General features: G+C 57.1%; 22 protein-coding genes. 13 read left to right on the forward strand and 9 right to left on the reverse strand.

What is annotated here, in order from left to right:
- Positions 1-9: 9 nt before the first annotated feature.
- A complete protein-coding gene (locus Q0746_RS16045; protein ID WP_298262102.1) occupies positions 10-468 on the reverse strand; it encodes a hypothetical protein in 459 nt (152 codons plus the stop codon).
- Positions 469-604: 136 nt separating this feature from the next.
- Between Q0746_RS16045 and Q0746_RS16050 the strand changes: the two genes are divergently transcribed.
- Positions 605-1,015, forward strand: coding sequence for a SufE family protein (locus tag Q0746_RS16050; protein WP_298262103.1), 411 nt, complete (start codon positions 605-607; stop codon positions 1,013-1,015).
- On the opposite strand, the gene Q0746_RS16055 is transcribed toward Q0746_RS16050, so the two are convergent.
- The 4 genes from Q0746_RS16055 to Q0746_RS16070 form a co-directional block, all read right to left on the reverse strand.
- On the reverse strand, positions 1,012-1,509 hold the full coding sequence (locus tag Q0746_RS16055) for a hypothetical protein (protein WP_298262104.1): 498 nt from the start codon (positions 1,507-1,509) through the stop codon (positions 1,012-1,014). The genes Q0746_RS16050 and Q0746_RS16055 overlap by 4 nt on opposite strands.
- A gap of 54 nt (positions 1,510-1,563) precedes the next feature.
- Complete coding sequence (locus tag Q0746_RS16060; RefSeq protein WP_298262157.1) at positions 1,564-2,175, reverse strand: DUF1638 domain-containing protein; 612 nt, start codon at positions 2,173-2,175, stop codon at positions 1,564-1,566.
- Positions 2,176-2,200: 25 nt separating this feature from the next.
- Positions 2,201-2,395, reverse strand: a complete 195-nt coding sequence (locus Q0746_RS16065) for a hypothetical protein (protein WP_298262105.1) — start codon at positions 2,393-2,395, stop codon at positions 2,201-2,203.
- 119 nt (positions 2,396-2,514) lie between these two features.
- A complete protein-coding gene (locus Q0746_RS16070; RefSeq protein WP_298262106.1) occupies positions 2,515-3,219 on the reverse strand; it encodes a B12-binding domain-containing protein in 705 nt (234 codons plus the stop codon).
- A 196-nt stretch (positions 3,220-3,415) separates the two neighbouring features.
- Between Q0746_RS16070 and Q0746_RS16075 the strand changes: the two genes are divergently transcribed.
- Positions 3,416-4,480 (forward strand): PA0069 family radical SAM protein, encoded by a 1,065-nt coding sequence (locus tag Q0746_RS16075; RefSeq protein ID WP_298262158.1) that lies wholly within the window; start codon positions 3,416-3,418, stop codon positions 4,478-4,480.
- A 13-nt stretch (positions 4,481-4,493) separates the two neighbouring features.
- Here the strand turns inward: Q0746_RS16075 and bmt are convergent, their stop codons facing one another.
- From bmt to Q0746_RS16090, 3 genes are all read right to left on the reverse strand, one after another.
- The gene (bmt, locus tag Q0746_RS16080; protein ID WP_298262107.1) at positions 4,494-5,507 is read right to left on the reverse strand and encodes a betaine--homocysteine S-methyltransferase; all 1,014 of its coding nucleotides are present in this window, start codon (positions 5,505-5,507) and stop codon (positions 4,494-4,496) included.
- A gap of 29 nt (positions 5,508-5,536) precedes the next feature.
- Positions 5,537-7,453, reverse strand: coding sequence for a phosphatidylglycerol lysyltransferase domain-containing protein (locus tag Q0746_RS16085; RefSeq protein WP_298262108.1), 1,917 nt, complete (start codon positions 7,451-7,453; stop codon positions 5,537-5,539).
- A gap of 160 nt (positions 7,454-7,613) precedes the next feature.
- Entirely contained in the window at positions 7,614-7,925 is a 312-nt protein-coding gene (locus Q0746_RS16090) for a DUF1476 domain-containing protein (protein ID WP_298262109.1), read from the reverse strand.
- Positions 7,926-8,121: 196 nt separating this feature from the next.
- Between Q0746_RS16090 and purC the strand changes: the two genes are divergently transcribed.
- The 8 genes from purC (at position 8,122) to Q0746_RS16130 (ending at position 18,108) form a co-directional block, all read left to right on the forward strand.
- Positions 8,122-8,886 (forward strand): phosphoribosylaminoimidazolesuccinocarboxamide synthase, encoded by a 765-nt coding sequence (gene purC, locus Q0746_RS16095; protein ID WP_298262110.1) that lies wholly within the window; start codon positions 8,122-8,124, stop codon positions 8,884-8,886.
- 15 nt (positions 8,887-8,901) lie between these two features.
- On the forward strand, positions 8,902-9,276 hold the full coding sequence (locus tag Q0746_RS16100) for a ribonuclease E inhibitor RraB (RefSeq protein WP_298262111.1): 375 nt from the start codon (positions 8,902-8,904) through the stop codon (positions 9,274-9,276).
- A gap of 13 nt (positions 9,277-9,289) precedes the next feature.
- Positions 9,290-9,520, forward strand: coding sequence for a phosphoribosylformylglycinamidine synthase subunit PurS (gene purS, locus Q0746_RS16105; RefSeq protein ID WP_298262112.1), 231 nt, complete (start codon positions 9,290-9,292; stop codon positions 9,518-9,520).
- Positions 9,520-10,557 (forward strand): zinc-dependent alcohol dehydrogenase family protein, encoded by a 1,038-nt coding sequence (locus Q0746_RS16110; protein WP_298262113.1) that lies wholly within the window; start codon positions 9,520-9,522, stop codon positions 10,555-10,557. The genes purS and Q0746_RS16110 overlap by 1 nt, the downstream gene beginning before the upstream one ends.
- 14 nt (positions 10,558-10,571) lie before the next feature.
- A complete protein-coding gene (gene purQ / locus Q0746_RS16115) occupies positions 10,572-11,240 on the forward strand; it encodes a phosphoribosylformylglycinamidine synthase subunit PurQ (protein WP_298262114.1) in 669 nt (222 codons plus the stop codon).
- Positions 11,241-11,294: 54 nt separating this feature from the next.
- The gene (locus Q0746_RS16120) at positions 11,295-13,136 is read left to right on the forward strand and encodes an ATP-binding protein (RefSeq protein ID WP_298262115.1); all 1,842 of its coding nucleotides are present in this window, start codon (positions 11,295-11,297) and stop codon (positions 13,134-13,136) included.
- A 29-nt stretch (positions 13,137-13,165) separates the two neighbouring features.
- The gene (locus tag Q0746_RS16125; RefSeq protein ID WP_298262116.1) at positions 13,166-14,497 is read left to right on the forward strand and encodes a sigma-54 dependent transcriptional regulator; all 1,332 of its coding nucleotides are present in this window, start codon (positions 13,166-13,168) and stop codon (positions 14,495-14,497) included.
- A gap of 644 nt (positions 14,498-15,141) precedes the next feature.
- Positions 15,142-18,108: a ribonuclease E/G gene (locus Q0746_RS16130; protein ID WP_298262117.1), complete on the forward strand. Its 2,967-nt coding sequence runs from the start codon at positions 15,142-15,144 to the stop codon at positions 18,106-18,108.
- Between the two features lie 50 nt (positions 18,109-18,158).
- On the opposite strand, the gene Q0746_RS16135 is transcribed toward Q0746_RS16130, so the two are convergent.
- Positions 18,159-19,502 carry a M48 family metalloprotease gene (locus Q0746_RS16135; protein ID WP_298262118.1) on the reverse strand — a complete coding sequence of 448 codons (1,344 nt, stop codon included), beginning with the start codon at positions 19,500-19,502 and terminating at the stop codon, positions 18,159-18,161.
- Positions 19,503-19,583: 81 nt separating this feature from the next.
- On the opposite strand from Q0746_RS16135, the gene Q0746_RS16140 reads away from it, so the two are divergent.
- From Q0746_RS16140 to Q0746_RS16150, 3 genes are all read left to right on the forward strand, one after another.
- The gene (locus tag Q0746_RS16140) at positions 19,584-20,720 is read left to right on the forward strand and encodes an aminotransferase class I/II-fold pyridoxal phosphate-dependent enzyme (RefSeq protein WP_298262119.1); all 1,137 of its coding nucleotides are present in this window, start codon (positions 19,584-19,586) and stop codon (positions 20,718-20,720) included.
- A 60-nt stretch (positions 20,721-20,780) separates the two neighbouring features.
- The gene (locus Q0746_RS16145; RefSeq protein ID WP_298262120.1) at positions 20,781-21,986 is read left to right on the forward strand and encodes an N-acetylmuramoyl-L-alanine amidase; all 1,206 of its coding nucleotides are present in this window, start codon (positions 20,781-20,783) and stop codon (positions 21,984-21,986) included.
- 118 nt (positions 21,987-22,104) lie between these two features.
- Positions 22,105-24,627, forward strand: a complete 2,523-nt coding sequence (locus Q0746_RS16150; protein WP_298262121.1) for a penicillin-binding protein 1A — start codon at positions 22,105-22,107, stop codon at positions 24,625-24,627.
- Positions 24,628-24,644: the final 17 nt, after the last annotated feature.

A 24,644-nucleotide genomic window follows, 5' to 3' on the forward strand; every position in this document is an offset into this window, starting at 1 on the left:
ACTTAAAGTTCAGCGTTTGACGGCGCGCCGGTTGCTTTGCCCGATGACCGTGATCGTGCGGACTTTGTTCAACCGGCTGGTCGAGACGGCCCGCGCGGCGATGATTTCTCGCGACCGCTGTGTGCTTTGCGCGGTTTGAACAGGCGGTGGCGTTACGCGAAACTCATAGGTCAGCGTGGTTGGGTCGTCGCGGTCCACTTCCAACAGCTCTGCATTCCAATAGCCTTGAATTGTCGGCAGACCTACGGTGCGGATGATCGCACCTTCAGGCGTTGGCTCGACCTTCAAAGAGAGCACCTGTGATACGAAGGGGCGGGGATCGCGCAGGAAGGCCTCGTCGACCACTTCTACGGCTTCGCTACGGTCGCGCCCGAACCAGTTGAAAGGATTCACCCGCGAGTCGCGGATGCGCCCGCAGGCCGTTACGGTCAGGCTGATTGCCAAAACGGCTAGAATGGTGCGTTTCATTGCTTAAATCCCTGACTGCGCATGTGTTTCTTTCTGAAGTAGCCTAAGTCGGGCGGCTTGAAAAGTCCGGCCTGCACTGGACGGCGCATCTGGGGCGCGGTAACTGCAGACAACACAGACCAAGAGGCCCAGCGACATGGCACAAGAAACGTTTGAAGAGATCGTCGAGACGTTTGAATTTCTCGAGGATTGGGAAGACCGCTATCGCCATGTGATCGACATGGGAAAATCCATGGAGCCATTGGACGAGGCGCTGAAAGTGCCCGCGCTAAAGGTGGAAGGATGCGCCAGTCAAGTGTGGCTTCACACGAAGGTGGAAGGTGGCGTGCTGACCTTTGTCGGTGACAGCGATGCGATGATCGTGCGCGGGCTGATCGCGGTGCTACGGGGCCTGTATTCCGGCCTGCCGGTGGGTGAGGTCGGTCAGGTTGACGCGCTGGCCGAGTTGGGCCGCCTTGGCTTGAATGAACACCTGTCGGCTCAACGCTCCAACGGCGTGCGCGCGATGGTTGACCGCATACGCCAAGTCGCTGCGGCCGGCAGTTAGGGCGAAACCAGTTTGAAACGCTCTGGCGGGCCATTGCGGTTTCCGTAGACCAACCGCAGCTCAACCTCCAAGTTGATTGGTTGGTGGTCTTCGGGAGCTCCATCAAGCCAGTTGAGCCAGATACTACCATCTTTGATTGTGTCACCAGAGACTGGCGCAATGGGGTTTCCATGGAAGATATGAAATGAGTCTTTGCCCTCAACAACTTCGATGGTTACGCCAAATTGCTCGATTGATCCTTCAGAGCCTTCCGGCAGGCCTATTTTCATTGAGAGGAACCCTAGATCGGCGCAGCTGAATCCATCGGGAGGTCCGGACCCTCGGCTTAAGTTGATATGAGACACTTGGGGCTTCGGTATCCTTAAATCTTGATCAGCAAGAGACGAGGGTGTCGGAGTGTAGAAATCACTGGTCATCGGGCTACATGCCGCCGAAGGAGCTATAGCTGCAATATAGGCCAGTGCCGCAACCTGTAATGTTGCTAGTAGTTTCATTTCAATAGCTCCAATTTACATTTTCAAATTTAAAATCGTAATAATATCAGGTAATTACTTGTTTTTTGCCTGTGGGTTTTGCGCTCCTAATGCAGTTTCCAAATCCCCATAGCCCGTAAACCGGTACTCATATTCCAACCCCAGAAAATCTGCGCAGGCCTTGGCTTTTTCTTCAAGGGCAGGGTCACGGGTTTGGGCTTGATAGACCAGCTTTTCGTAGTTTCCGAAATACATATCACGCAGTTCGGGGTGGCGATCTAGGCCCAGCGGTTTGGTGACAAAAGCGTCAAACTGGCGAACCAGAAAATCCGTCAGGAAAAACGAGGTGACCTCACCCAGCTCCGCGAATTTGGCGTTGCCTTCGTAGAAACTATAGCAATGCGGGCCATCTACCATCTCCACGCCCATTTCGTCGCAAGCGGCTTTGAGCAGGCCGCCGGTGCCGCAATCGGCATAGACCACGAAGATCGTGTCGTATGTGCTTCGATGTTTGGCCACGGCTGCGCGCACAGCGGGGACGATTTTGTCTGGCGTGTTGTGAAGAATGGCAGGCAGGCAAGCCAGCGTCATGTGGTCCCAGCCTTGGCTGTCCTTCACGGCGAGGATTTCGCGCGCCAAGGCCCCGCAGGCAAGCAGCAAAATCTGCCCGCTGCCGCTTGGCGCCATACCCTCGTCGCGCAGGGCGCTGTCGTCAGGAGTCGTCGTCACGGTTGAGCCTTCCGTGCAATGCGCGGATCAACAGACCAGCCAACATGGCAATTGGCAAAAGGGCAGGGACCGTTTGGGCGGCTTGCCCCTGCGGCGAGACCTGCGAAAACACAAACACCGTCAATCCAGCCGCTACGAGAACGTAGCTTAAGACGAGGGCAAGGCGGGTGAAGGGCATCTTTGTCTCCTGTACTGCGCAGGCCATGATTGCGCCGCCGGTATGGGGCGTCAAGCGCCCCGTAGATACGAAAACGGGCCCCGTAGGGCCCGTCACGGTAACTTAGGTGTGTCCGCCGATCAGCTTGCAGCCATTTGGTTGTGCTTGCGGGCCATGAATTCTTTGGCGGTCTCTACCGCCACAGCCGCGTCGCGACAGTAGGAATCAGCGCCAATGGCTTTCCCGAATTCTTCATTCAGTGGTGCGCCGCCAACCAGCACTGTGTAGTCGTCGCGAATGCCCTTTTCGACCATCGTGTCGATCACCACCTTCATGTAAGGCATAGTCGTGGTCAGCAGGGCGGACATGCCCAGAATGTCGGGCTTTTCGGCTTCCATCGCTTCCAAATAGGCTTCGACGGCGTTGTTGATCCCAAGATCAACGACCTCAAAACCTGCCCCTTCCATCATCATTCCAACAAGGTTCTTGCCAATGTCGTGGATGTCACCCTTCACGGTTCCGATGACCATCTTGCCAACGCGCGGGGCGCCGGTTTCGATCAGCAACGGCTTCAGAATGGCCATGCCACCCTTCATCGCGTTGGCGGCCAAAAGCACTTCGGGGACAAACAAAATGCCATCGCGGAAGTCGTTGCCCACAATGGTCATACCGCCGACAAGCGCTTTGGTCAGGATGTCGTAGGGTTCCCACTTGCGCTCAAGCAGGATGTTGACGCCTTCCTCGATTTCCTCTTTGAGGCCGTCGTAAAGGTCGTCGAACATCTGCGCGACAAGCTCTTCGTCATTGAGTTCCGCCAGGATGATATCGTCTTCTTCGTCTGACATGGGCTTAGAGCTCCTCAGCAAGCGCAACTGCGCTGTAATGTTGTGTTAATAAATTCATGCGCTGCCCAAAAGAATCGGGCGCGACGTTTTGCGACATGGCGATGACTGACACCGACTTGAGCTTGCAAATGTTCTCATTATGTTCCAGTTTGTCACAATGGAGAAAACAACTGCCCCCATTTTGCCATCCGAACGCATGACCGGTCGTGTCAAAGGGCGGGGGACCGGACAAAATGAAGTGGGTCGATTCGAGCGTTTGTCCTACGAAGCCGTCGATGACGGATGGGGCGTGGACGATGGCGAGTTGGAGGTGCGTCGCACCGATGTCACCGACGAGACAGTGACTAAGGTTGTCACGCGCAACAGTTCTCCTGATGTGCCGTTTGATCGCTCCGTCAATCCGTATCGCGGGTGTGAGCACGGCTGCATCTATTGCTTTGCGCGCCCCAGTCATGCCTTTTTGGGCCTGTCCCCTGGATTGGATTTTGAAACACGTCTGATCGCGCGCCCAAATGCCGCTCAAGCCTTGGAACGCGCGTTGCGGCGCAAAGGGTACACGCCAGATGTGCTGGCCATCGGCACTAATACGGATGCCTACCAACCTATTGAAAAAGACCGCCGGATCATGCGTGGGATTCTGCAGGTGTTGCAGCGCTTTAGGCACCCAGTTTCTGTTGTAACCAAAGGGTGCTTGATTGAGCGCGACATCGACATTTTGGGGGATATGGCTGCTGACACTTTGGCGTCTGCGTCGATCTCGGTGACCACTTTGGACAGCAAACTTGCCCGCCAAATGGAGCCGCGTGTTCCGTCTCCTGCGCGACGGCTGAAAACGATTGAACGGCTGGCTGTGGCGGGCATTCCAGTGCGCATCAGCGTTTCGCCCCTGATCCCAGGATTGACGGATCACGAGTTGGAGGCGATCTTGCAGGCGGGGCGCGATGCAGGTGCGACGGCGGCCAGTACCATCAACCTGCGATTGCCCGGTGAAGTGTCTGATTTGTTTCAAGATTGGTTGGCGCGCGATGTTCCTGGGCAGGCGGACAAGGTGATGCGGCGTGTGCGACAGGCCCATGGTGGTCGCGACTATGACGCTACATTTGGCCACCGCATGCGAGGAACCGGCCCGCATGCAGAATTGATGCGGCAACGGTTTCGGAGCGTTTGCAAAAGAATAGGTTTGGCCGAGCATCTTCCACGACTTCGTAATGATTTGTTTATGCGGCCCGCGCAAGCTGGGGATCAGCTCAGTTTGTTTTGAGCCGGTGTTCCCCTTACGTGCGGACGCGGCGACGCGTTTTGCGAGGGGCAGGGCCTGCACCGTCAGTTCCGTCACTTTCCGACGAAAACCCACCCAATGTGTCGGTGATTTGTGCCAAGGACGGGCGCGCACCGCGGGGGCGGTTCTCCAGTGCATCACGCATGCTGCGCAAATGTTCAGGAGTTGTGCCGCAGCACCCGCCGATAATTGTCGCGCCGGAATCGCGCGCAAGACATGCATAATCGGCCATCAGCTCTGGCGTGCCATCATAGTGGATATGCCCGTCATGGTATTTGGGAATGCCCGCGTTGCCTTTTGCGACCACAGGAATATCGGTGCCCTCAAAACCCAAAACAGTGCGCAGAAGATCAGATGATCCTACCCCGCAGTTTGCCCCAAAGGCCAGCGGGCGTTGTGGCAGGCGTTCAGCCAAAGCCGCCAGCGCGGCCGAGGTTAGGCCCATCATGGTGCGTCCGGCTGTATCAAAGCTCATTGTGCCGCACCACGGCATATCGGCAAGCCTCGCGGCTTCGGAGGCCGCTTTCAACTCTTCCGGCGCCGAAATGGTTTCAGACCAAAGGACGTCCGCACCACCGGCTTTTAGACCCTCGGCTTGCTCATGAAACATCTCAACCGCACTTTCATGCGTGAGTGTTCCCATGGGGGCCATGATGTCACCCGTCGGGCCCATGGAGCCTGCCACAATGACAGGGCGTCCCGCCGCATCCGCCACTTCACGACCGATCTCGGCCCCAAGGCGGTTCAGTTCAAACACACGATCCTGGGCGTCGTGAAGCTTCATGCGAGAGGCATTGCCCCCAAAAGTATTGGTCAGAAAAAGATCTGAACCGGCATTCACCGCGTCGCTATACAGCTTGTGAATGCGGTCATGATGATCGGCATTCCAGAGCTCCGGCGCGTCGCCTGCGCTCAACCCCATGTTGAACAATTGCGTGCCAGTAGCGCCATCCGCAAGAATCCAGTCGCGTTCTGAAAGCAGCCGGCTCAGGGCATTGATCTTTGTCATGGGGTATACCTGTTAAATTGCGGAGTCCGTCACCGCGCCTCTTCACACGCAAGCGAAGATGAATCAAATTGATAATCATCATAATGATCATGAATTTGTTCGAGGTCCTCCTTCTGATGAAGCGACTCTGGGGGAGTGTGAATGAGCGAGTACACCTCAAACCCCGACAGAAAGAGCGTTAAAATGCTATCTGCTGCAACAAATTGTGGTGTCCAATCTGGATCGAAACTGGATTTGAATTGATGGAGCCCTAGGGCGGATGAGTTGTGTCGATAGGTTCTTTTAATCAGCCGCTCTAGCCAACTTCTGGGTCGACTCAGAATGAGCTGCGGGACCGAGCACAGGGAAACGACAGCAACATTTTCCTGTTTCGCAGCCTCAACGGCCGCGATCACAAGGGCATGATTGGTTCCGTCGGGACATTTGTTTTGACTTCGCATCAAGTCCAGAACCCACCGATCCCGCGAGACGTGGAACGTCGCGAATGCGATTGGCTCGCTGTTGCGATAGGCCGTGAAAACAGCCTGATGAGCCATCAACATTGGATGCGTGCGGCCCACGGAAAATCCACGCGCGGGCCCGTTTCTAGACTGCCAGTCGCGTTCAATATTCTCGATCTGCGCAAGGGTGGGGGTGTCGCGGGCCACGGTTACAGCAGATTTGGCGCTATTCCTGAGTTTTCGCCTCAACTGTGAATGTTTCGGCGTGTTCGGAGTAAATATTTTGGGGTGCAAAAGTGCCTCGCTGCCAATCTGATGGACTGACAATCCAGCAGAGCGTGCGGCTGCAGCGGCGCCGCGTCCGATTTTATAGGCAAGCAGCCCTTTGAAACTTCTACGCGCAGCTGTTCGGCGGGCTTTCAAAAACTCTTCTGGGTCCCCTCCAAATGGATCGCGAAACAGAATTTCGGAGTTCTCTGTGTAGCACCCCAAAGAGCAGCTGCTGTTTTCCTTGTGAGTGATCAACGACAATTGACCTTGAGCCAGCAAGGATATTTCGGCCGGTGCTGTCGGGCTTGAAAGAGGATGAAACACAGGTTGCGCAGTCGTTTTTTCGGAAAAGCGGGCAAGTTTTAAAGTGACGATAGCTGCAATCACAGGGCCCGCAAAATAGGTGATCCTATAGGCAAGAACCGCCGCAAGTAGCGGGCTTGACTCCGCGATTGGTAGCAAGGTGATCAGGCATAGCTCAAATGGCCCTAATCCCCCTGGAATGCCTGATATCATGCCAACGCAATAGGCGACTAGAAACGCGGAATATAAGGTAAAGAACGTTACGTAACTATCTGGCAAAAAACAATATATAACGACACATGCCGTTAAAGTGTCGATTAAAGTCAGCGCTGTTGTCACGCCAACAAGCCTGATGGATGGAAGCGGGTGCCGAAAGCGTTTCTTGGTGGAAATTGAGACCCACAAAAAGCAGGCAACCGTCCATAATCCCAGCAAGCCCAACCACCATAGCTGTGGTGCGATATCCGGTGTTAACACAACCACGACGCTGGTGACGATTGCCCATCCACCAAAGAAGAATGCGGTCACCGCACCCGTCATTCGTGTGGCCTGCCAAAGGGAGAACTCCGGCCTTGATGATAGAAGCTTCCAGCGGGCCAAAGACCCTGTGAACAATCCGAATCCAAGCGTTTGGGCAATGGCCGTGGCGCGCCATCCGGCAGCGAATGCAGGGCGTGTTGATATGGGCAACTTCAAGTAGCGCGCCACCAGAACGTCATATCCGCCGACCGAAGCTAAGCTAATTGCGGTGCAGATCGCCGCTAACAGCCAGACAAATATGGAAAATTCCTGAAAGATCCTGTAAGCTGCGGCCAAGTCAATCGAGGTGCTTCGATTGTATAGTAATGCCACCCCAACAAGAGAAATCAGCATCATTCCCAATTGTCGCATCAGCCGAGAATGCTTGAATTTTGATTTACTCAGTGTCGCCAATGATCCCACCCCTTCGAATTGTCTTTGGGGAGGGTGATAAAGGGCCAGCATTGGAGGGGGATTAACAAATAAAATGCGTCACAAATAAAGGCTGTGAGGCGAAGAAAAAAGCCGCCAAGCGATATGCCGGCGGCCTGATTTCAGATAATTTTAACGTGTATTATTCGGACATTAGCTGCGATTTAGCTTCCGACATCAGCTCTGCCATTTTGGCGCGAATTGCCTCTTCATCGGCTTTGTCCCCAAGATCGCCAGACAGCTTGCGGTAGACATCTTCATCACCGGCTTCTTCAAAATCTGCGCGCACGACCTCTTTGGCGTAATCTGCGGCGTCATCGCCGGATTTGCCCAGCAAGCCCGCGGCCCAAAGGCCCAAAAGCTTGTTGCGGCGGGCCTCTGCTTTGAACTGCATCTCGGCGTCATGGGCGAATTTGCTTTCAAACGCGTTTTCGCGGTCATCAAACGTGGTCATTGGGGGCTCCTGTTATTTGAGTGTTGCCCAAGATATGCCCATGGTTGAGCACCGGCGCAAGGGCTTGCGGGCAGGGTGCGGTGAAGTGATGCGTCTACCTTTGCTTGTCTGGCCCGCGCGGGTACCGTATAGGCAGCGCTAACGAGGGGACGCGAGTCCCGACCCTGCGCGGGACGCCGCGCCACAGGAGACGCCCATGGCACGTGGTAAGAAGATATACGAAGGCAAAGCAAAGACGTTGTACGAGGGCCCAGAGCCCGGCACGTTGATTCAGTACTTCAAGGATGATGCGACAGCGAACAACGCTGAAAAGCACGGAGTCATTGAAGGCAAGGGCGTGCTAAACAACCGTCTTAGCGAGTTTTTTATGACCGGTCTGGGTCAAATCGGGGTGCCGACGCATTTCATCAAACGCCTGAACATGCGCGAGCAACTGATCCGCGCGGTGGAAATTGTGCCGCTGGAAGTGATCGTACGCAACTATGCGGCAGGCTCCATGGCGAAGCGGTTGGGGATGGAAGAGGGCTCTATGCTACCGCGCCCGATCGTTGAATTTTCCTACAAGGACGATTCATTGGGCGATCCTCTGGTGCCAGAGGAATACATCATCGCTTTGGGCTGGGCCAGCCAGCAGGATCTGGATGACATGATCGCTTTGGCTTTGCGGGTAAACGACTTTATGTCTGGCGTTATGTACGGCGTGGGCATCAAATTGATCGACTTCAAGATCGAGATTGGCCGCCAATTCGACGGGGACTTCCAACGGTTGATCGTAGCCGACGAAATCAGCCCAGATAGCTGCCGTCTATGGGATATGGAAACTGGCGAGAAGCTGGACAAAGACGTCTTCCGCCGTGATCTTGGAAACTTGGCCGACGCCTATACGGAAGTCGCCCGTCGTTTGGGGGTGTTGCCTACTAATAACAACGCGCCTATGGGCAAACCCACGCTTATCAACTAACGGATATCCGCCGCTGTGATCTTACGCCTGATAACCTCCATTGTTGCTCGGTTTCGCAAGCCGATGAAGCTGGGCAGCGCACGCGCCAATCAGCTGGTTTTGGCGCAGATTGCCGAGCAGGGGGATGACGGGTCCGAAGAACGCCATGTGCGCCATTTTGCCTACCCTCAACGCGGAGGTTTTGCGAAAGGGATCGACTTGGCCATGGAGCTTTTCGCGGAGGCGGGTTTGGACGTGTCGGAGACGCAATTCAGAGGCGGAGTTTTGGGGGAACATTACGCCGCCGTGGCCGAAGATGAGTTCAACACACTAACAGAAAACCTAAGCGAAGAATTGACCCGCTTGGGATGGGAATATGACGGCTGGGAATGCGCCGTCCTAAAAGGCTGAGGGAGCTAAGACCATGAAAGCACGCGTCCATATTACGTTGAAAAACGGGGTGCTCGATCCGCAAGGCGCCGCTATTCGTCATGCGCTTGGAACATTGGGATTTGACGGTGTTGAAAACGTGCGTCAGGGCAAGGTGATTGAGCTGGATCTGGCGGAGGGCACGACAGAGGCCACCGTGAATGACATGTGCGAGAAGCTGCTGGCGAATACCGTGATCGAAAGCTACTCGGTCGAGCTGGCCTAATGCGCGCAGCCGTCCTTCGAGAGTACAACGCGCCCTTGTCCATTGAGGACGTGGCCGAGCCGACGTGCCCGAAGGACGGTGTGATTCTGAAGGTGATGGCTTGTGGTGTGTGCCGCTCGGATTGGCACGGCTGGACAGGCGAACACCCCCGCGTGAAGCCCGGGCAAATTGGCGGGCACGAATATTGTGGCGAAGTCATCGAGGCGGGACCATTGGCCACCCATAAGGTCGGCGACAAACTGATTGCCCCGTTTATCCTGTCATGTGGCATCTGTCCGTCTTGCCAAGAGGGGCACCAAAATACCTGCCCGAACCAGCGTCTTCCGGGGTTTATTGAGCCGGGGGCCTTCGCGGAATATGTGGCGGTGCCGTTTGACCACAACTTGGCGCATCTGCCTGAAAACCTGTCACCGACGGTGGCGGCTGGCCTTGGGTGCCGCGTGACCACTGCGTGGCATGCGTTGACGGGCCGCGCGGCTTTGCAGCCGGGTGAATGGCTGGCAGTACATGGAACCGGCGGCATTGGTCTGTCGGCTTTGCTGCTGGGTGTGGCGATGGGTGCTCGGGTCGTTGTTGTTGATATTGTCGACGAAAAACTGAACCACGCCAAAGGCCTAGGGGCGGAAGCTGCAGTGAATGCCACGCAGGGCGATGTCGCGGCCAAGATCAAAGAAATCACGGGTGGCGGGGCGCATGTCTCGGTCGAGGCTCTTGGGCTTCCGGTCACCACCAACGCATCGATCGAATGCCTGCGGCCCTTGGGCCGTCATGTGCAGGTCGGCATGCCGGTGGGGCACACCGCCACCATGGAGATCAACATGAGCGCTGTCTATTTGGGCAATCTCGCGCTTTATGGAACACGCGGCATGCCACCGTGGAAATACCCAAGCCTGCTGGCGCTGATCACCAGCGGCCGCATCGACATGTCGCCCTTGATTGCCCGTGAAATCGGGTTGTCCGGCGTGTCTGACGAGCTTGCCGCCTTCAACGGGCCGACCCCTCCGGGTGTGGCCGTCATCACTGATTTTCTAAGCTAAAGGACCGTATCGCCATGAAAGCTGCCGTCATTGTCTTCCCCGGTTCGAACTGTGACCGTGATCTTGCCGAAGGGTTCCGCCTTGCGGGCTTTGAGGTCTCTATGGTCTGGCACAAGGACACGTCTTTGCCGCAAGGCTTGGACATCATCGGCATTCCGGGCGGGTTTTCGTTTGGGGACTACCTGCGCTGCGGTGCGATTGCTGCTCAATCGCCGATCTGTCAGGCCGTGGTGGAATACGCCAATAAGGGCGGCCACCTGCTGGGCTTTTGCAACGGCTTCCAAATTCTGTGCGAAACGGGTTTGCTGCCAGGTGTGCTGATGCGCAATGCCGGTTTGAAATACGTATGCCGCCAACAAGGCCTGCGCGTGGAGACGGCGGATAGCCCCTTCACCAACGCTTTGAGCAAGGGCGCCGAGATCACAGTGCCGATTGCCCACCACGATGGGAACTTTTCCGCCGATGCCGATTTGGTCGCACGCCTGCGTGGCGAGGACCGCGTGGCGTTCAGCTACATCGATAATCCAAACGGCTCGGCTGGGGATATTGCGGGCATTCTAAGTGAAAATCGCCGTATTTTGGGGATGATGCCCCACCCAGAGCGGGCGTGTGAAGCCGTGCATGGCAATGAAGATGGGCGCGCGGTTTTCAAATCCCTGACCGAAAGCTTGGCGCTGGCGTAACCTCTTGCTTAGGCGTGCTTGAGACTGCGCAGGCAGTCCCGTATCCTAATACGCATGAAGACGACGCCTCCCTCCGGTGATGCCGATAGTTCGGTAAGCCCCGACATCAAACATCAGCCATCGCTGCGCGCGACATGGCGGGTGCGGGGTGTGGTTCTTGGACTGATCGTTGTCGCGGTCGGGATTATCTGGATTTCAAACCTGTGGTTGACGGATCGCTTCACCGAAACCACGCGCAACCGTGGTGAAATCCGCCTCGCTCTTTATTCCAACGCCATCACATCCGAATTGCAGCGCAACCGAGTGGTGCCTTTGCTACTGGCACGTGATCCGGTGATGATCGCGGCGTTGAACTCAAACGACTTTTCCGCGACCTCGCGCAGGTTGATTTCTTTTTCCGAAGAAATCGGCGCGGCAGGGCTGCGTTTGTTTGACCATGACGGGGTGATCGTGGCGTCCTCTGATCGCAACGAATTGGGCGGGAACTTTCGAAACTCCCCTTATTTCGTGGATGCGTTGCGGACCAATGAGACAGTGTTCAACGCGACCGAACTCGAAAGCGGGGCATTCAAGTTCACCTATGCGCGTCGGATAGAATCGGAGAAACAGGGGCTCGGCGTGATCGTTGTCGACGTCGATCTGCGCCAGTTCGAGACCCGATGGCGTTCGCCGTCCGAGGCGGTGTTGATTACTGATTCCGAAGGTCAGATTGTTATTGCGACGGACCCGCGCTGGCGCGGCTTGTCAATCACCGAGGCGCTAGAGAGCCGCACGCCAGACAGCGCCTTGCGACGGGCGTTTGAGGCCACTGGCGGGCTGTTCGACATTGATCAACCCGATGCATATTTCCGAGGCGAGGCAGTGATGGAAATGGTCGGGCGTATCCCGTTCAGGGGATGGCGGATCACGTCGTTTTCCACCTACGCAAGCGTACGCGAGCGGGTGAATGGTGTGCTTGCGATCGAAATCATGGCCTTCGCGATCCTCTTGGCCCTGACGTTCTATGTTCTGTCACGTCGTGCGCAGTCACAGGTCGGATTTTTCCGCCGCGAAAGCGAGGAATTGCGCGCATTGAACCTGCGCCTGAGCCGCGAGATCGCAGAGCGTCAAAAGGTGCAGAAAAATCTGGAGGTGGCGGAGCAATCCTTGGCGCAATCCCAAAAACTGGCCGCCTTGGGGGAGATGTCAGCCGCCGTCAGTCACGAATTGAACCAACCGCTGGCCGCAATGAAGACCTATCTTGCGGGGGCGAAATTGCTGCTTCAGCGTCGCAGGCCGGAAGAGGCTCAAGCCTCCTTTCAGCGCATCGACGACCTGATCGACCGGATGGGGGCGATCACGCGGCAGTTGAAATCTTACGCCCGAAAAGGCGGTGACGATTTGGAACCTGTCGATCTGCGCGACGCCGTGCGCGGGTCATTGTCCATGATGGAGCCGCAGCTAAAGCGGGGGGATGTGCGGGTGCTTGCGACATTGCCCGAAGATCCGGTGTTGGTTTTGGGCGATCGGGTGCGCTTGGAGCAGGTGATCATCAACCTGTTTCGAAATGCCTTGGATGCCACCAAAGGTGTGATGACGCCTCAGGTTGAAATTCTCCTGAACTCCGGTGAAACGGCGGTTCTTAGCGTTCGGGACAATGGGGAAGGGTTGGAGAACCTCGATGAATTGTTCGAGCCGTTCTACACCACAAAACAGCCTGGCGAAGGGGTGGGGCTGGGGTTGGCAATTTCCTCTGGCATCGTCTCGGATCTGGGGGGCCGCTTAACCGCGCGCAACGGCCAAGCAGGGGGCGCTGTTTTCGAGGTGCAGCTGCCAATACTTGGGCAAGACGCCATAAAGACCCAACCTCCGACGGAATTACCCGCCTCATCCGATAATATTGAGGCCGCCGAATAGGCGCACTACAGCAGTAAAGGAGCCAGAACATGGCCAACTCTTTGAAAATCGCAATTGTCGATGACGAGCAAGACATGCGTCAGTCGATCTCCCAATGGCTTGCTTTGTCGGGATATGACACCGAAACCTTCGCAAGTGCGGAAGACGCCTTGAAAGGGATTGGCAGTGATTACCCTGGGATCGTGGTCAGCGATATCAAGATGCCCGGAATGGACGGGATGCAGTTTCTCAAACGACTGATGAGCCAAGACAGTGCTTTGCCAGTGATCATGATCACCGGCCACGGCGATGTTCCGATGGCGGTTGAGGCCATGCGGGTCGGGGCGTTTGATTTTCTTGAAAAGCCCTTTAACCCAGACAAAATGACCCAACTTGCGAAGCGCGCCACCATTTCGCGTCGCTTGACATTGGACAACCGCGCGTTGCGCCGAGAGCTGTCGGACGGCGCCGCTTTGATGAAAAAGCTGATTGGCTCCTCCCCAGTGATGGAGCGGCTGCGCGAGGATATTTTGGATCTGGGGCAGGCGGATGGCCATGTGCTGATCGACGGCGAAACCGGTTCTGGAAAGACGTTGGTGGCGCATGCGTTGCATGCGGTTGGCCCAAGGGCGGGCAAGAAATTCGTCACCCTGAGCTGCGCAGCCTTTGACGAGCCTTCACTCGCCAAGAGGTTGTTTGACCCCGTGGACGAAGGGGAAGAACTGCCCTTGGTTGAACAAGCGCGCGGCGGCACTTTGGTGTTGGAAGACATCGAAGCTTTGCCGGAAGTTTTGCAAGCGCGTCTTTTGCAGCTGATAAATGATCAAGGCACTCCGGCCGAGACGCGCATCATCGCGATTTGCAACACCCAAGAGCAGGGCAAAACCTGCGAGGACCTGATCCGCGCTGACCTGTATTACCGGTTGGCGGCGATGAAAATCACCATCCCGCCGCTGCGCCAGCGCGGTGAGGATATTTTGACGTTGTTCAATCGCTTCGGGGAGCAGTTCGGCGAAGAATACGGCTCTGCGGCACCTGAGGTTTCGGCCCAAGAGGCCGCTCAACTGTTGCAAGCCCCATGGCCCGGGAATGTCCGTCAGCTTATCAATGTCGCAGAGCGCGCGGTGCTTCAGAACCGACGTGGGTCCGGCTCGATCGCGTCTTTGTTGATGGCGGATAACTCCGAGATGGGGCCGGTCGTCACCACGGAAGGCAAGCCGTTGAAAGAATACGTCGAAGCCTTTGAACGCATGTTGATCGACAACACCATGCGTCGGCACAAAGGCTCCATCGCGTCAGTGATGGAAGAGCTGTGCCTCCCACGCCGCACGTTGAACGAGAAAATGGCCAAATACGGTTTGCAGCGGGCCGATTACGTCTAGGGGCGGGCAGGGGGCTTCGAATAGGTCACCGTCAGTCTGGTAATCTATGGCGGCCTGTTGTTGCATCCTTGGCGGCGGTTTTGGCGCCCTCGGTGCTCTTTGGGGCCGGGCGCCAAAACGGGGCAAAGGGCATATGTTCCCGATGTCCTTGCAGATTTAGCTAAAGTTGTCCGAAATGAAAATGCGCTCAATTCCAAGTGAGAATTGACCAATCTGCAGAGTTATCCACACTCACCCGCGATTGCTCATTGTAATCTATACACAAACAATACTATGTGTTGGGGACGGTCCGGTGCCCTTCGAGGCGCATTGGACCGGTTAGAGTTTCACTGCAGCTATGCTCGAAGGACAAAACGAGCCCAAGCACCGCAGGATTGACGGCCCTTAGGGGCCATCGCCGCTGGCGCGCAAAACGCGCCGTGGCACCATTCGTAAGGCTCGCGCCACCAATTATGTGGCCAGAGTCGGAGACAAAACGCGATGAAACGCGACAGGCACAGCAACGGACGGATTGACGCGGGTTTTCCCGCGTCGCGCACCGCGTTGCGGCCAACTGCGCCCATTCTCGCCCAAACTAGACATCCCTCCACACCCAATGCGCCCCCAGAGGCGTTTCGGGTTTTGGCCGGATGCAATCGGAAAACATGGCTAAGAAAATGCTTATCGACGCCACCCACGCGGAAGAAACCCGCGTTGTGGTGGCAGACGGAAACAAAGTTGACGAGTTCGACTTTGAATCGGAAAACAAACGCCAGCTAGCTGGCAACATCTATTTGGCAAAAGTAACACGGGTGGAGCCGTCGCTTCAGGCGGCCTTTGTGGACTATGGCGGGAACCGTCATGGCTTCCTTGCCTATTCTGAAATTCACCCCGACTACTACCAAATCCCAATGGCCGACCGCCAAGCGCTGATCGAGGAAGAACTCGAATACGCGCGTATGCAGGCTGAAGAGGACGAGAAACCGAAGAAGTCGCGCTCTCGTTCGCGGGGCCGGTCGCGGTCGCAAAAAGCGAAAAACAACGACGCGGTCGTCACCGAAGAGGTGAAGGAACCTGCTGAGGATGCCGCAGCCGTGGACGTGAACGCAGATGGCGGAGAGCTGTCCGGTGAAGCACCCGCAGTGGACACTCCAGCCGTGGAAGCCGAGGCCGTAGCAGAAGCTGTAACCGAGGTAGCTGTCGAAGCTGACACACCTGCTGAAGCCCCCGTTGCTGTTGAAGCTGCACCAGAAGCAGAAGCCGCCCCAGCAATTTCAGGCATGGATGTGGTTGATCTGGACGAAGGCGATGACACGGACAGCGATGACGAGGAAGAAGAAGCCTCCGCATCCGAAAAAGACGAAAACATCGAAAGCGTCGCCCAAGAAGACGTCACCGAAGAAATCCGCCAGCCGCGCAAACCCCGCGCCAAGCGGTACAAGATCCAAGAAGTCATCAAAGTCCGCCAAATCCTTTTGGTTCAAGTCGTCAAAGAAGAGCGCGGCAACAAGGGTGCTGCGCTCACGACCTACCTGTCGCTGGCCGGTCGCTATTGCGTCTTGATGCCGAACACCGCGCGCGGTGGCGGTATTTCACGCAAGATCACCAACCCTGCCGACCGCAAGAAGCTGAAAGAGATCGCCAATGAGATCGACGTGCCCTTGGGCGCGGGTTTGATTGTGCGCACCGCGGGATCGCAACGCACCAAAACCGAGATCAAACGCGATTATGAATACTTGCAACGCCAGTGGGAACAGGTTCGTGAGCTGACGTTGAAGTCCATTGCGCCTGCGCAAATTTATGAGGAAGGCGATTTGATCAAACGGTCGATCCGCGACCTCTACAACAAAGACATCGATGAAGTGATTATCGAAGGCGAGGCGGGGTACCGCGTGGCCAAAGATTTCATGCGCATGATCATGCCGTCGCATGCCAAAAACGTAAAACGCTATACTGACTCGATGCCGCTGTTCGCGCGTCATCAGGTGGAAAGCTACCTGTCGGGCATGTTCAACCCAACGGTGCAATTGCCGTCTGGTGGCTACATCGTGATTGACACCACCGAAGCGCTTGTTGCGGTGGATGTGAACTCGGGGCGTGCCACCAAGGAAGGCTCTATCGAGCAGACTGCGCTTAAGACAAACCTTGAAGCCGCCGCCGAAGTGGCGCGTCAGGCCCGTTTGCGCGATTTGGCCGGTCTGATCGTGATCGACTTCATCGATATGGACGAGCGCCGCAACAATACGGCCGTCGAGAAGTTGCTTAAGGACAAGCTGAAAACCGACCGCGCACGGATCCAAGTGGGGCGCATTTCGGGCTTTGGCCTTCTAGAAATGTCGCGCCAACGATTGCGCCCAGGAATGCTGGAGGCCACGACGCAACCTTGCCCATCGTGCCACGGCACCGGCCTGATCCGCTCGGATGACAGTCTTGCCCTGACAATCCTGCGCCAGCTGGAAGAAGAGGGGACGCGCAAGCGGTCCCGTGAGGTTTTGCTTAAGGCCCCAATTGCCGTCATCAACTATCTGATGAACGAAAAACGCGAACATGTCGCCCAGATCGAGAGCCGCTACAATATGGCGGTACGTCTGGAGGCGGATGCGCATCTGGTCAGCCCTGATTACTCTATCGAGAAGTTCAAAACCGCCACCCGCGTGATCAATCCGGTCGCCAGCAATGTGGTGTCCATGGACAGCATCGATATGTCGGACATCGACGAGATGGACAACGCCATTGATGAGGCATTGGCCGAAGAAGAGGCGAAAGTCGAAGCTCCGGAGCAGGAACTGGACGAGAACGGCAACCCGAAGAAGAAGAAGCGCCGTCGTCGTCGTGGCGGTCGTGGTCGCTCCAAGTCAGCGGCGCAGCGCGCGGAAGAGGGGGCCACCGAAGAAGGGGTGGCGGCCTCAGAAGGCGATCCCAAAGCCGATGATGCGAAACCTGCCGAGCCTTCCACGGATGGAGAGGTTTCGCCTGAGGCCGCGCCAGAGGCCGAAGAGAAGCCAAAAAGCAGATCACGGTCGCGCAGCCGGTCTCGCTCCAAGACGAAAACGGATGAAGCTGTCGCGGCAGATGCGCCTGCAGTTGATGCTGTAGCGGAAGCACCGGTCGCTGAGGCCGCAGCTGTTGCGGCTGCGGTTCCAGAGGCTGCTGAAGCTAAGGCTGAAGAGAAGCCGAAAAAACCGCGCACACGGTCCCGCTCCAAGAAAGTGGTAGAGGCTGAAGCTGAGGCCGACGCCGCCGCGGCAGACACGACAGCGCCAGAAACTGCTGCGGATACGGTGGAAGAAAAGCCGAAGAAAACGCGCTCGCGAAAGGCCGCAACGCCTAAGGCAGCCGCCAAATCGGACTCCCCCGCTAAAGCCCCGTCCAAACGGGCCAAAACAGCGAAGGCCAAGAAATCCGAAGAGGTTGCGGCCCCTGAACCTGCCCCTGAACCTGCGGCGGAGACTGTTGCAACAGCTGCTCCGGTTGAGGTCGTGGCTGAAACGGAAGCAGCACCTGCACCAAAACCGAAGCGGACTCGCACGCGGGTTTCAAAACCGCTTGTGGCCGAAGCTGCCACCGAGGAGCCCGCGGCCGCCGAGGTCGAGAAGCCCAAGCGCAAGGGCTGGTGGTCTTTAGGCCGGTAAACCGGAATCAGCGAAACACTGGAAAAGGTCGGGCAATCGCCCGGCCTTTTTTATTTGCGCTTCTTCTTGCGTTTTGGGGCGGCATCAGCGGCGGAGAGAACATCCTGCGCGCGCAGCCAGCCGGACGATCCACGCGGCAAAGCCCCCGCAGCCCGCTTGGCGTGAAGGGCGGCATCCGAGGGGCGGCCCAAGATCAAGTAGCGCTCGGCAGTGGCCACAGACGCCAAGGCGTTTTGCCCGTTCTTTGCATGCGCCAGCGCCAAACTGCGCAAGAGTTGCGGATCATCGGGGTCACGCGACCGCGCGCGCCGCAAAATGGACAGCGCTTGTTTTGCCGCCCCCGCAGACCCTTGAGCAAGCAGCGCACGGCCCAATCCGGCTTCGATCAACGGCTCTCGCGGGGCCAGTGCCAAGGCTTGTTTGTAAGAGGCGACAGCGGCATTGAACTGGCGGCCCTCCAAGAAGATTTGCCCTTTGAGTTCATGGTAATACGGATCACGCGGGCGCATCTTTATCAGAGCGTTCAGCTCCTTGGTGGCTTTCTTCAAATTCGGCGTTTTGTGATAGGCAATGGCGCGGCGAAGGGTGGCAATCTCGCCGGCTCCCTTGCTTTCTGGGCGGCGCAAAACATAGCGAGGGTTGCGCAGAAAGCCGCTCAATTTGGCGGACATCCGGTCATACCAATATTGCGCTTCTGGTGTCGTGGGTTTGGTGCGCTTCTTGTAACCGGCGACATATCCTTTCACCGCGCGCAGGCGGTCTTGGCTCAGGGGGTGCGAACGGGCATAGGGATCTTGGCGGCCAGGTTGCAGTGCTTCTTGTCCTCGGAAAATCTCCAAAATATCCGTCATGGCCGCCGGATCGATACCTGCCGTGGCCATATATCTCAGCGCAGATTGATCGGCCGAGGCCTCTTCAGCGCGGGTATGGGCAAAGAAGCGCCGCGTCGCCGCGCTATTTGTCCCAGCCGCCAGCCCGATTGCTGCTTCCCCATTCCCACTGACCGCAGCCGCTGCCGCCAGAGCCATTCCAATGGCCGTAACACGCCCCGCAACACGCGCATTGGTTGCGCGACGCGTCAGGTGCCCGTTGGCGATATGGGCCAATTCATGCGCAATCACGGCTTGCAAAGCTTCGGGGCGGTGCAATCTCATGATCAGGCCCGAATGGATGAACACGTGGTTTGAATCCACCACGAATGCGTTGAGCTTCGGGTTGTCGATGACCAATATCCGAATGCGACTGGAGCCGAACCCAGCAGAGCGAAACACCGGTTTTGCCAACTGCCGGAGGGCTTGCTCGATTTCAGCGTCGCGGATCAATCCAATCGCATGAGCAGGCAGCCCCATCAGGGCGATGGTTGCGATCACAACAAGCAGGCGCAAAAGTTTCAACGCAGAATCCTTTCCAACGATTGACCCCATGGGCAGGGGCTGGTTTGAAGCATCAAACACCCCCAACCTTGCGAGGATATCATGCGAAGTTCAAGCCGAGGTGACGTCGATGCCTTCATCGTTATGGATGTGATGGAGCAAGCACGTCGTTTGGAACAGGCGGGGCGCTCGATTATTCACATGGAGGTTGGTCAACCCGGAACACCGGCCCCGAAGGCCGCGCGCGATGCTTTGTCAGACGCGATGGATCGTGAGGCGCTCGGGTATACTGTGGCCTTGGGCTTGCCAGAGCTTCGCGCCGGTATCGCGGCCCTCTATCAAGAATGGTATGGTGTGGAGGTGGACCCAAAGCGGGTTGTGGTGACGGCTGGGTCGTCTGCGGCCTTTGTGCTGGCCTTTACCGCAGTGTTCGAGGCGGGGGAAACCGTTGGCGTGACCGAACCTGGCTACCCCTCTTATCGCCAGATCCTTAAGTCACTTAGCCTGACGCCGCATGCGATTCCGACCTATTCGAGTGACCGTCACGTCCCGCAGGTGCCTGAGGTGGATCTGGCGGGGATGATCGTGGCGTCACCGGCGAACCCGACGGGAACCATGCTGTCTCGGGCGGATTTGGGCGCTCTGATTTCGGCCTGCCAGCAAAGGAACATCGCGTTTATCTCGGATGAAATCTACCAAGGCGTACACTACGAAGGCCGTGCTGTTTCCGCCTTGGAGCTGTCGGATGATGTCTATGTGATCAACTCCTTCTCGAAGTATTTCTCCATGACAGGGTGGCGCTTGGGGTGGATGGTTGTCCCCGACGCCCATATCCGCCGGATCGAGCGATTGGCCCAAAACATGTTCATCTGCGCCCCGCATGCGGCTCAGGTCGCAGCCCTTGGCGCATTAAGTGCAAGGGAAGAAACCGAGGCGATGTTGAAGGTTTACTCTGAAAACCGGCGCCTCATGTTGGACGGCTTGCCAAAAGCGGGCTTTGACAAGATCGCGCCTCCCGATGGGGCCTTCTATGTTTACGCCGATGTGTCTGATCTGACCCAAGACAGTCTTGCCTTCGCGGCCGAAATTCTGGAACAGGCAGGCGTGGCCGTTACACCTGGATTGGACTTTGATCCGGTGCGCGGCCATACGACTTTGCGCTTTTCATATGCGCGGGCCACCGAAGACATTGTGGAAGGCTTGCGGCGTTTGATAGAATTCATGACCGCTCGTCGCTAATTCGCCCCTTCGCCCGCCACGGGAAATCTGCTACACATTCGAAAAAAGAAAAGGGCGGTCATGAGCAGGCTGAACTCAGTTATCATTGCGACGTTCCTGTGTTGTGCGGGGATGACCGTCAGTTCAGCGGCGCAAAGCTTACGGGCCTTGGCGCGGGTCGATATGGCGGAATCAGGGGTCGAAGATTCCCGTGGCACCACCACTTTGTCGCTTTCGCTGACGCAAGCGGTTCCCTACCGCGTGCAACTGCTTGGCAACCCGATGCGCGTGGCGATAGATTTTCGCGAAGTGGCCTTTGAGCCTGAGTTGCAGGTGTTGGATCGCTCGGATCGTGTGCGGCAATTGCGTGCGGGGGTGATCCGCAATGGTTGGTCTCGGCTGGTGATGGAGCTGTCGGAGCCGATGCGCGTGACCTCGGCGGGGATGACCACAGACCCGCAAGACGGCGATGCCGTGATTGTTTTGGGGTTGGCAGGCACCACGCAGAACGAATTTGACGCGCATGTATCTGCGGATGTGGCGGCAGTGAAGGCCTGGTCACAAGACGCGGTGGCGATCGAGGCGCGACGCCAGATGATTGTCGTGGACCCCGGCCATGGCGGGGTGGACCCGGGCGCACAACGTGGCGGCGTGGATGAGGCGGATCTTATGCTGCAATTCGCCAAAGAACTGCGCGAGCAGCTGCTCCGCTCTGGGCGCTATGACGTGATAATGACCCGCGAAGACGACAGTTTTGTCTCTTTGCCCCAACGGGTTACGCTGGCTCGTGCGGCAGGGGCGGATGTGTTCATATCCCTACACGCAGATGCATTGGCACAGGGGCGCGCAACCGGCACGACAATCTATACCTTGTCCGAAGACGCATCCGACGAGGCTTCGGCCATCTTGGCAGAACGTCAGGACAGGACGGATATTTTGGCGGGCGTGGACTTGACCGCACAGGATGATCAAATTGCGACGGTTCTGATGGACCTTGCCCGCCGAGAGACCGCACCGCGCAGCGACCGGCTTGCGGATGCTTTGGTGGGCGGCTTGAAGAACACGCTGGGCAAGCTGCACAAGCGCCCGCGCCTTGAGGCAGGGTTCTCGGTGCTGAAGGCCCCCGATATCCCCTCGGTGCTGATCGAATTGGGGTTTATGTCATCGCAAACTGATCTGGCCCGCCTGCAAGACAGCGAATGGCGCCACCAAGCCACCACGGGAATCGTTGATGCATTGGACCTTTGGTCATTGGAAGATGCGGCAATCGCGGGGAGGCGGCAGTGATCCCTTCAAATCGTGATCAGAATTGGCCGGTTTTAGCCGGTTTTCCCCATATGGGCGTTTTGACCTTAGAGGGCACACCACATATATACTGTGTAACACGGCTTTGGGGGCACCAATAATGCTGCGCGCGATTCTCTCTTTCTTTGGATCAATCTTTAGCTTGATCTGCATTGGCACCGTCGCGGTGGCGCTGTTGCTTGGGGCGATCTTCTTCATGTACGCCCGCGATCTACCCGACACAGATCAATTGGCCCAATATACGCCACCGACCATCAGCCGCATCTATTCGGGGCAGGGCGCCTTGATCGACGAATTCGCGCAAGAACGCCGCCTCTTTGCCCCAGCAAATGAAATCCCCGACATCGTGAAGCAGGCCTTCATTTCGGCAGAGGACAAGTATTTCTATACCCATAAGGGATATGATCCTTTGGGGATGGCCAAAGCGGCATTGGATGCAGCGCAAGGCGCGCGGCTTCGGGGTGCGTCGACGATCACGCAACAGGTCATGAAGAACTTTTTGTTGTCAGGTGATCGCTCGGCGGAACGCAAAATCAAGGAATTGATCCTCGCATCGCGCATTGAGGGCACACTGAGCAAAGACAAAATTCTTGAACTCTACCTGAATGAAATCTTTCTGGGGCAAAACAGCTTCGGGGTCGCAGCTGCGGCGCAGACATATTTCAACAAAACCCTTTCGGAGCTGGAAGTCGAAGAGGCGGCCTACCTCGCCGTCCTTCCCAAAGCCCCGTCTCGCTACCACCCAGTGCGCCAAGCAGAACGCGCCATAGGGCGCCGCAATTTCGTTCTGCGCGAAATGTTCGAGAACGGCTACATCAGCGAAGAGACCTATCAGGTTTCGCGCGAAAAGCCGTTGGCGACGGTCCAAAGCGGAAGCTTCGCGCATTTCAAATCCGAATTGCCTGACCGTGACTATTTCACCGACGAGATCCGACGCCAGTTGTCAAAGGACTTTGGTGAGGATGAATTCTTTGGCGGCGGGTTGACCATCCGCGCCACCGTCGACCGTGAATTGCAGGACGAGGCGGCGAAATCCCTGCGTCGCGCCTTGGAAGGATACGACCGTGGTCGTGGCGTTTTCCACCGTGTGACCACTTCGATCGACACTGACCTTCTGGAGGGGGACGGCTGGCGCGAGGCCCTGTCCGAAACCACATTCCCGCGGGACATTGAAGGGTGGCACGCGGCGGTCGTCTTGGGCTTTGAAGGGAAGGACGCCACAATCGGGATTGAAGGCAAGACCGAGTTGGGCCGCATCCTTGGGGCCGACGTCAAATGGGCCCGCCCACGCGACAAAGAGGGCAACCTCGGAAGCCGCGCTTCTGATGTCGACAACCTACTGGATGTGGGCAATGTCGTGCATGTGCGCGCGCGCGACGACGGCACGTGGTCTTTGCGCCAAATTCCAAAGGTGCAGGGCGGCTTTATGGCGATGGACGTCAACACTGGCCGTGTCTTGGCGATGCAAGGCGGCTTTTCCTACCAGCATTCGGTCTTCAATCGCGCCACTCAGGCCACCCGTCAGCCTGGCTCCAGCTTTAAGCCATTCGTCTATGCCGCTGCATTGGATAGCGGCTTTGCGCCGAATACGATTGTCGTGGACGCGCCGATCGAGGTGAACACCCCGCAGGGCCTGTGGCGTCCGAAGAATGCGTCGAACCGCTTTTACGGACCATCGCCTGTGCGCACAGGGATTGAGCAGTCACGAAACCTGATGACCATTCGTCTTGCACAAGAAATTGGCATGGAAACTGTGGCAAGCTACGCCGAGCGTTTTGGCGTCTACGACGACATGAACCCGTTTTTGTCGAACGCCCTTGGCGCGCAGGAAACAACGCTGATGAAGATGGTCACCGCCTATGCAATGTTTGCCAATGGCGGTGAACGCGTCGAGCCGACCCTTGTGGACCGCGTCCAAGACCGTTGGGGGCGCACCGTCTATCGCCATGACACGCGCAGCTGCGATGACTGCCAGTTGGCCTCGCTTGATCCTAACTTTGCACCGGCGATCAATTCCAGCCGTGAACGGGTGATGGATGCGATTACTGCTTACCAATTGACTTCGATGATGCAGGGCGTTGTGGATCGCGGAACCGCGCGTAAAACGGTGAACCTGAATGTGCCAACTGCTGGCAAGACCGGCACCACAAATGACGCAAAAGATGTGTGGTTCGTGGGCTTCACTTCCAACATCGTGGCTGGATGTTTCATCGGCCATGACCGCCCAACAGCCCTTGGGCGTGGGGCAGGTGGCGGGACCACTTGTGGCCCTGTGTTCAATCGCTTCATGAAGAAAGCCACCGCCAAATACGGAGGGGGTAAATTTGATGTCCCTCCCGGTGGGTACTTCGTGAAAATCGACCGCTTTACCGGTGCAATCCTGCCCTCGGGTGCCAGTGGTGACCATGTCGTCGTTGAATATTTCCGTGACGGTGAGGAGCCTGAATACGGTATCAGCGCAATCATCGATGGTGGCTTTGCGATGGGGTCGAACCTGAACCTGTTCTCCCGCGGGGATAGCGATGTGACTGCGGTTCGTGAGGTCACGACCTCTACCGGCAAAAAGGCGATTATCCCGAAGAAAGCGAACTTCGGCACGCTTAGCGCTGGCGGGTTGTACTAGGCGTTGCGGCAGGGGTG

The organism is uncultured Litoreibacter sp., assembly GCF_947487515.1.
GTDB lineage: Bacteria > Pseudomonadota > Alphaproteobacteria > Rhodobacterales > Rhodobacteraceae > Litoreibacter.

What these genes read in the sequence shown, in the direction of transcription:
- Q0746_RS16140 (WP_298262119.1), top strand. Translation starts at nt 19,584, where the DNA reads ATGCGAAGTTCAAGCCGAGGTGACGTCGATGCCTTCATCGTTATGGAT.
- Q0746_RS16150 (WP_298262121.1), top strand. Translation starts at nt 22,105, where the DNA reads ATGCTGCGCGCGATTCTCTCTTTCTTTGGATCAATCTTTAGCTTGATC.
- Q0746_RS16055 (WP_298262104.1), bottom strand. Translation starts at nt 1,509, where the DNA reads ATGAAACTACTAGCAACATTACAGGTTGCGGCACTGGCCTATATTGCA.
- Q0746_RS16130 (WP_298262117.1), top strand. Translation starts at nt 15,142, where the DNA reads ATGGCTAAGAAAATGCTTATCGACGCCACCCACGCGGAAGAAACCCGC.
- Q0746_RS16050 (WP_298262103.1), top strand. Translation starts at nt 605, where the DNA reads ATGGCACAAGAAACGTTTGAAGAGATCGTCGAGACGTTTGAATTTCTC.
- Q0746_RS16070 (WP_298262106.1), bottom strand. Translation starts at nt 3,219, where the DNA reads ATGTCAGACGAAGAAGACGATATCATCCTGGCGGAACTCAATGACGAA.
- Q0746_RS16145 (WP_298262120.1), top strand. Translation starts at nt 20,781, where the DNA reads ATGAGCAGGCTGAACTCAGTTATCATTGCGACGTTCCTGTGTTGTGCG.
- Q0746_RS16125 (WP_298262116.1), top strand. Translation starts at nt 13,166, where the DNA reads ATGGCCAACTCTTTGAAAATCGCAATTGTCGATGACGAGCAAGACATG.
- Q0746_RS16075 (WP_298262158.1), top strand. Translation starts at nt 3,416, where the DNA reads ATGACCGGTCGTGTCAAAGGGCGGGGGACCGGACAAAATGAAGTGGGT.
- Q0746_RS16045 (WP_298262102.1), bottom strand. Translation starts at nt 468, where the DNA reads ATGAAACGCACCATTCTAGCCGTTTTGGCAATCAGCCTGACCGTAACG.
- Q0746_RS16120 (WP_298262115.1), top strand. Translation starts at nt 11,295, where the DNA reads ATGAAGACGACGCCTCCCTCCGGTGATGCCGATAGTTCGGTAAGCCCC.
- Q0746_RS16110 (WP_298262113.1), top strand. Translation starts at nt 9,520, where the DNA reads ATGCGCGCAGCCGTCCTTCGAGAGTACAACGCGCCCTTGTCCATTGAG.
- purS (WP_298262112.1), top strand. Translation starts at nt 9,290, where the DNA reads ATGAAAGCACGCGTCCATATTACGTTGAAAAACGGGGTGCTCGATCCG.
- bmt (WP_298262107.1), bottom strand. Translation starts at nt 5,507, where the DNA reads ATGACAAAGATCAATGCCCTGAGCCGGCTGCTTTCAGAACGCGACTGG.
- Q0746_RS16060 (WP_298262157.1), bottom strand. Translation starts at nt 2,175, where the DNA reads ATGGCGCCAAGCGGCAGCGGGCAGATTTTGCTGCTTGCCTGCGGGGCC.
- Q0746_RS16090 (WP_298262109.1), bottom strand. Translation starts at nt 7,925, where the DNA reads ATGACCACGTTTGATGACCGCGAAAACGCGTTTGAAAGCAAATTCGCC.
- purC (WP_298262110.1), top strand. Translation starts at nt 8,122, where the DNA reads ATGGCACGTGGTAAGAAGATATACGAAGGCAAAGCAAAGACGTTGTAC.
- purQ (WP_298262114.1), top strand. Translation starts at nt 10,572, where the DNA reads ATGAAAGCTGCCGTCATTGTCTTCCCCGGTTCGAACTGTGACCGTGAT.
- Q0746_RS16065 (WP_298262105.1), bottom strand. Translation starts at nt 2,395, where the DNA reads ATGCCCTTCACCCGCCTTGCCCTCGTCTTAAGCTACGTTCTCGTAGCG.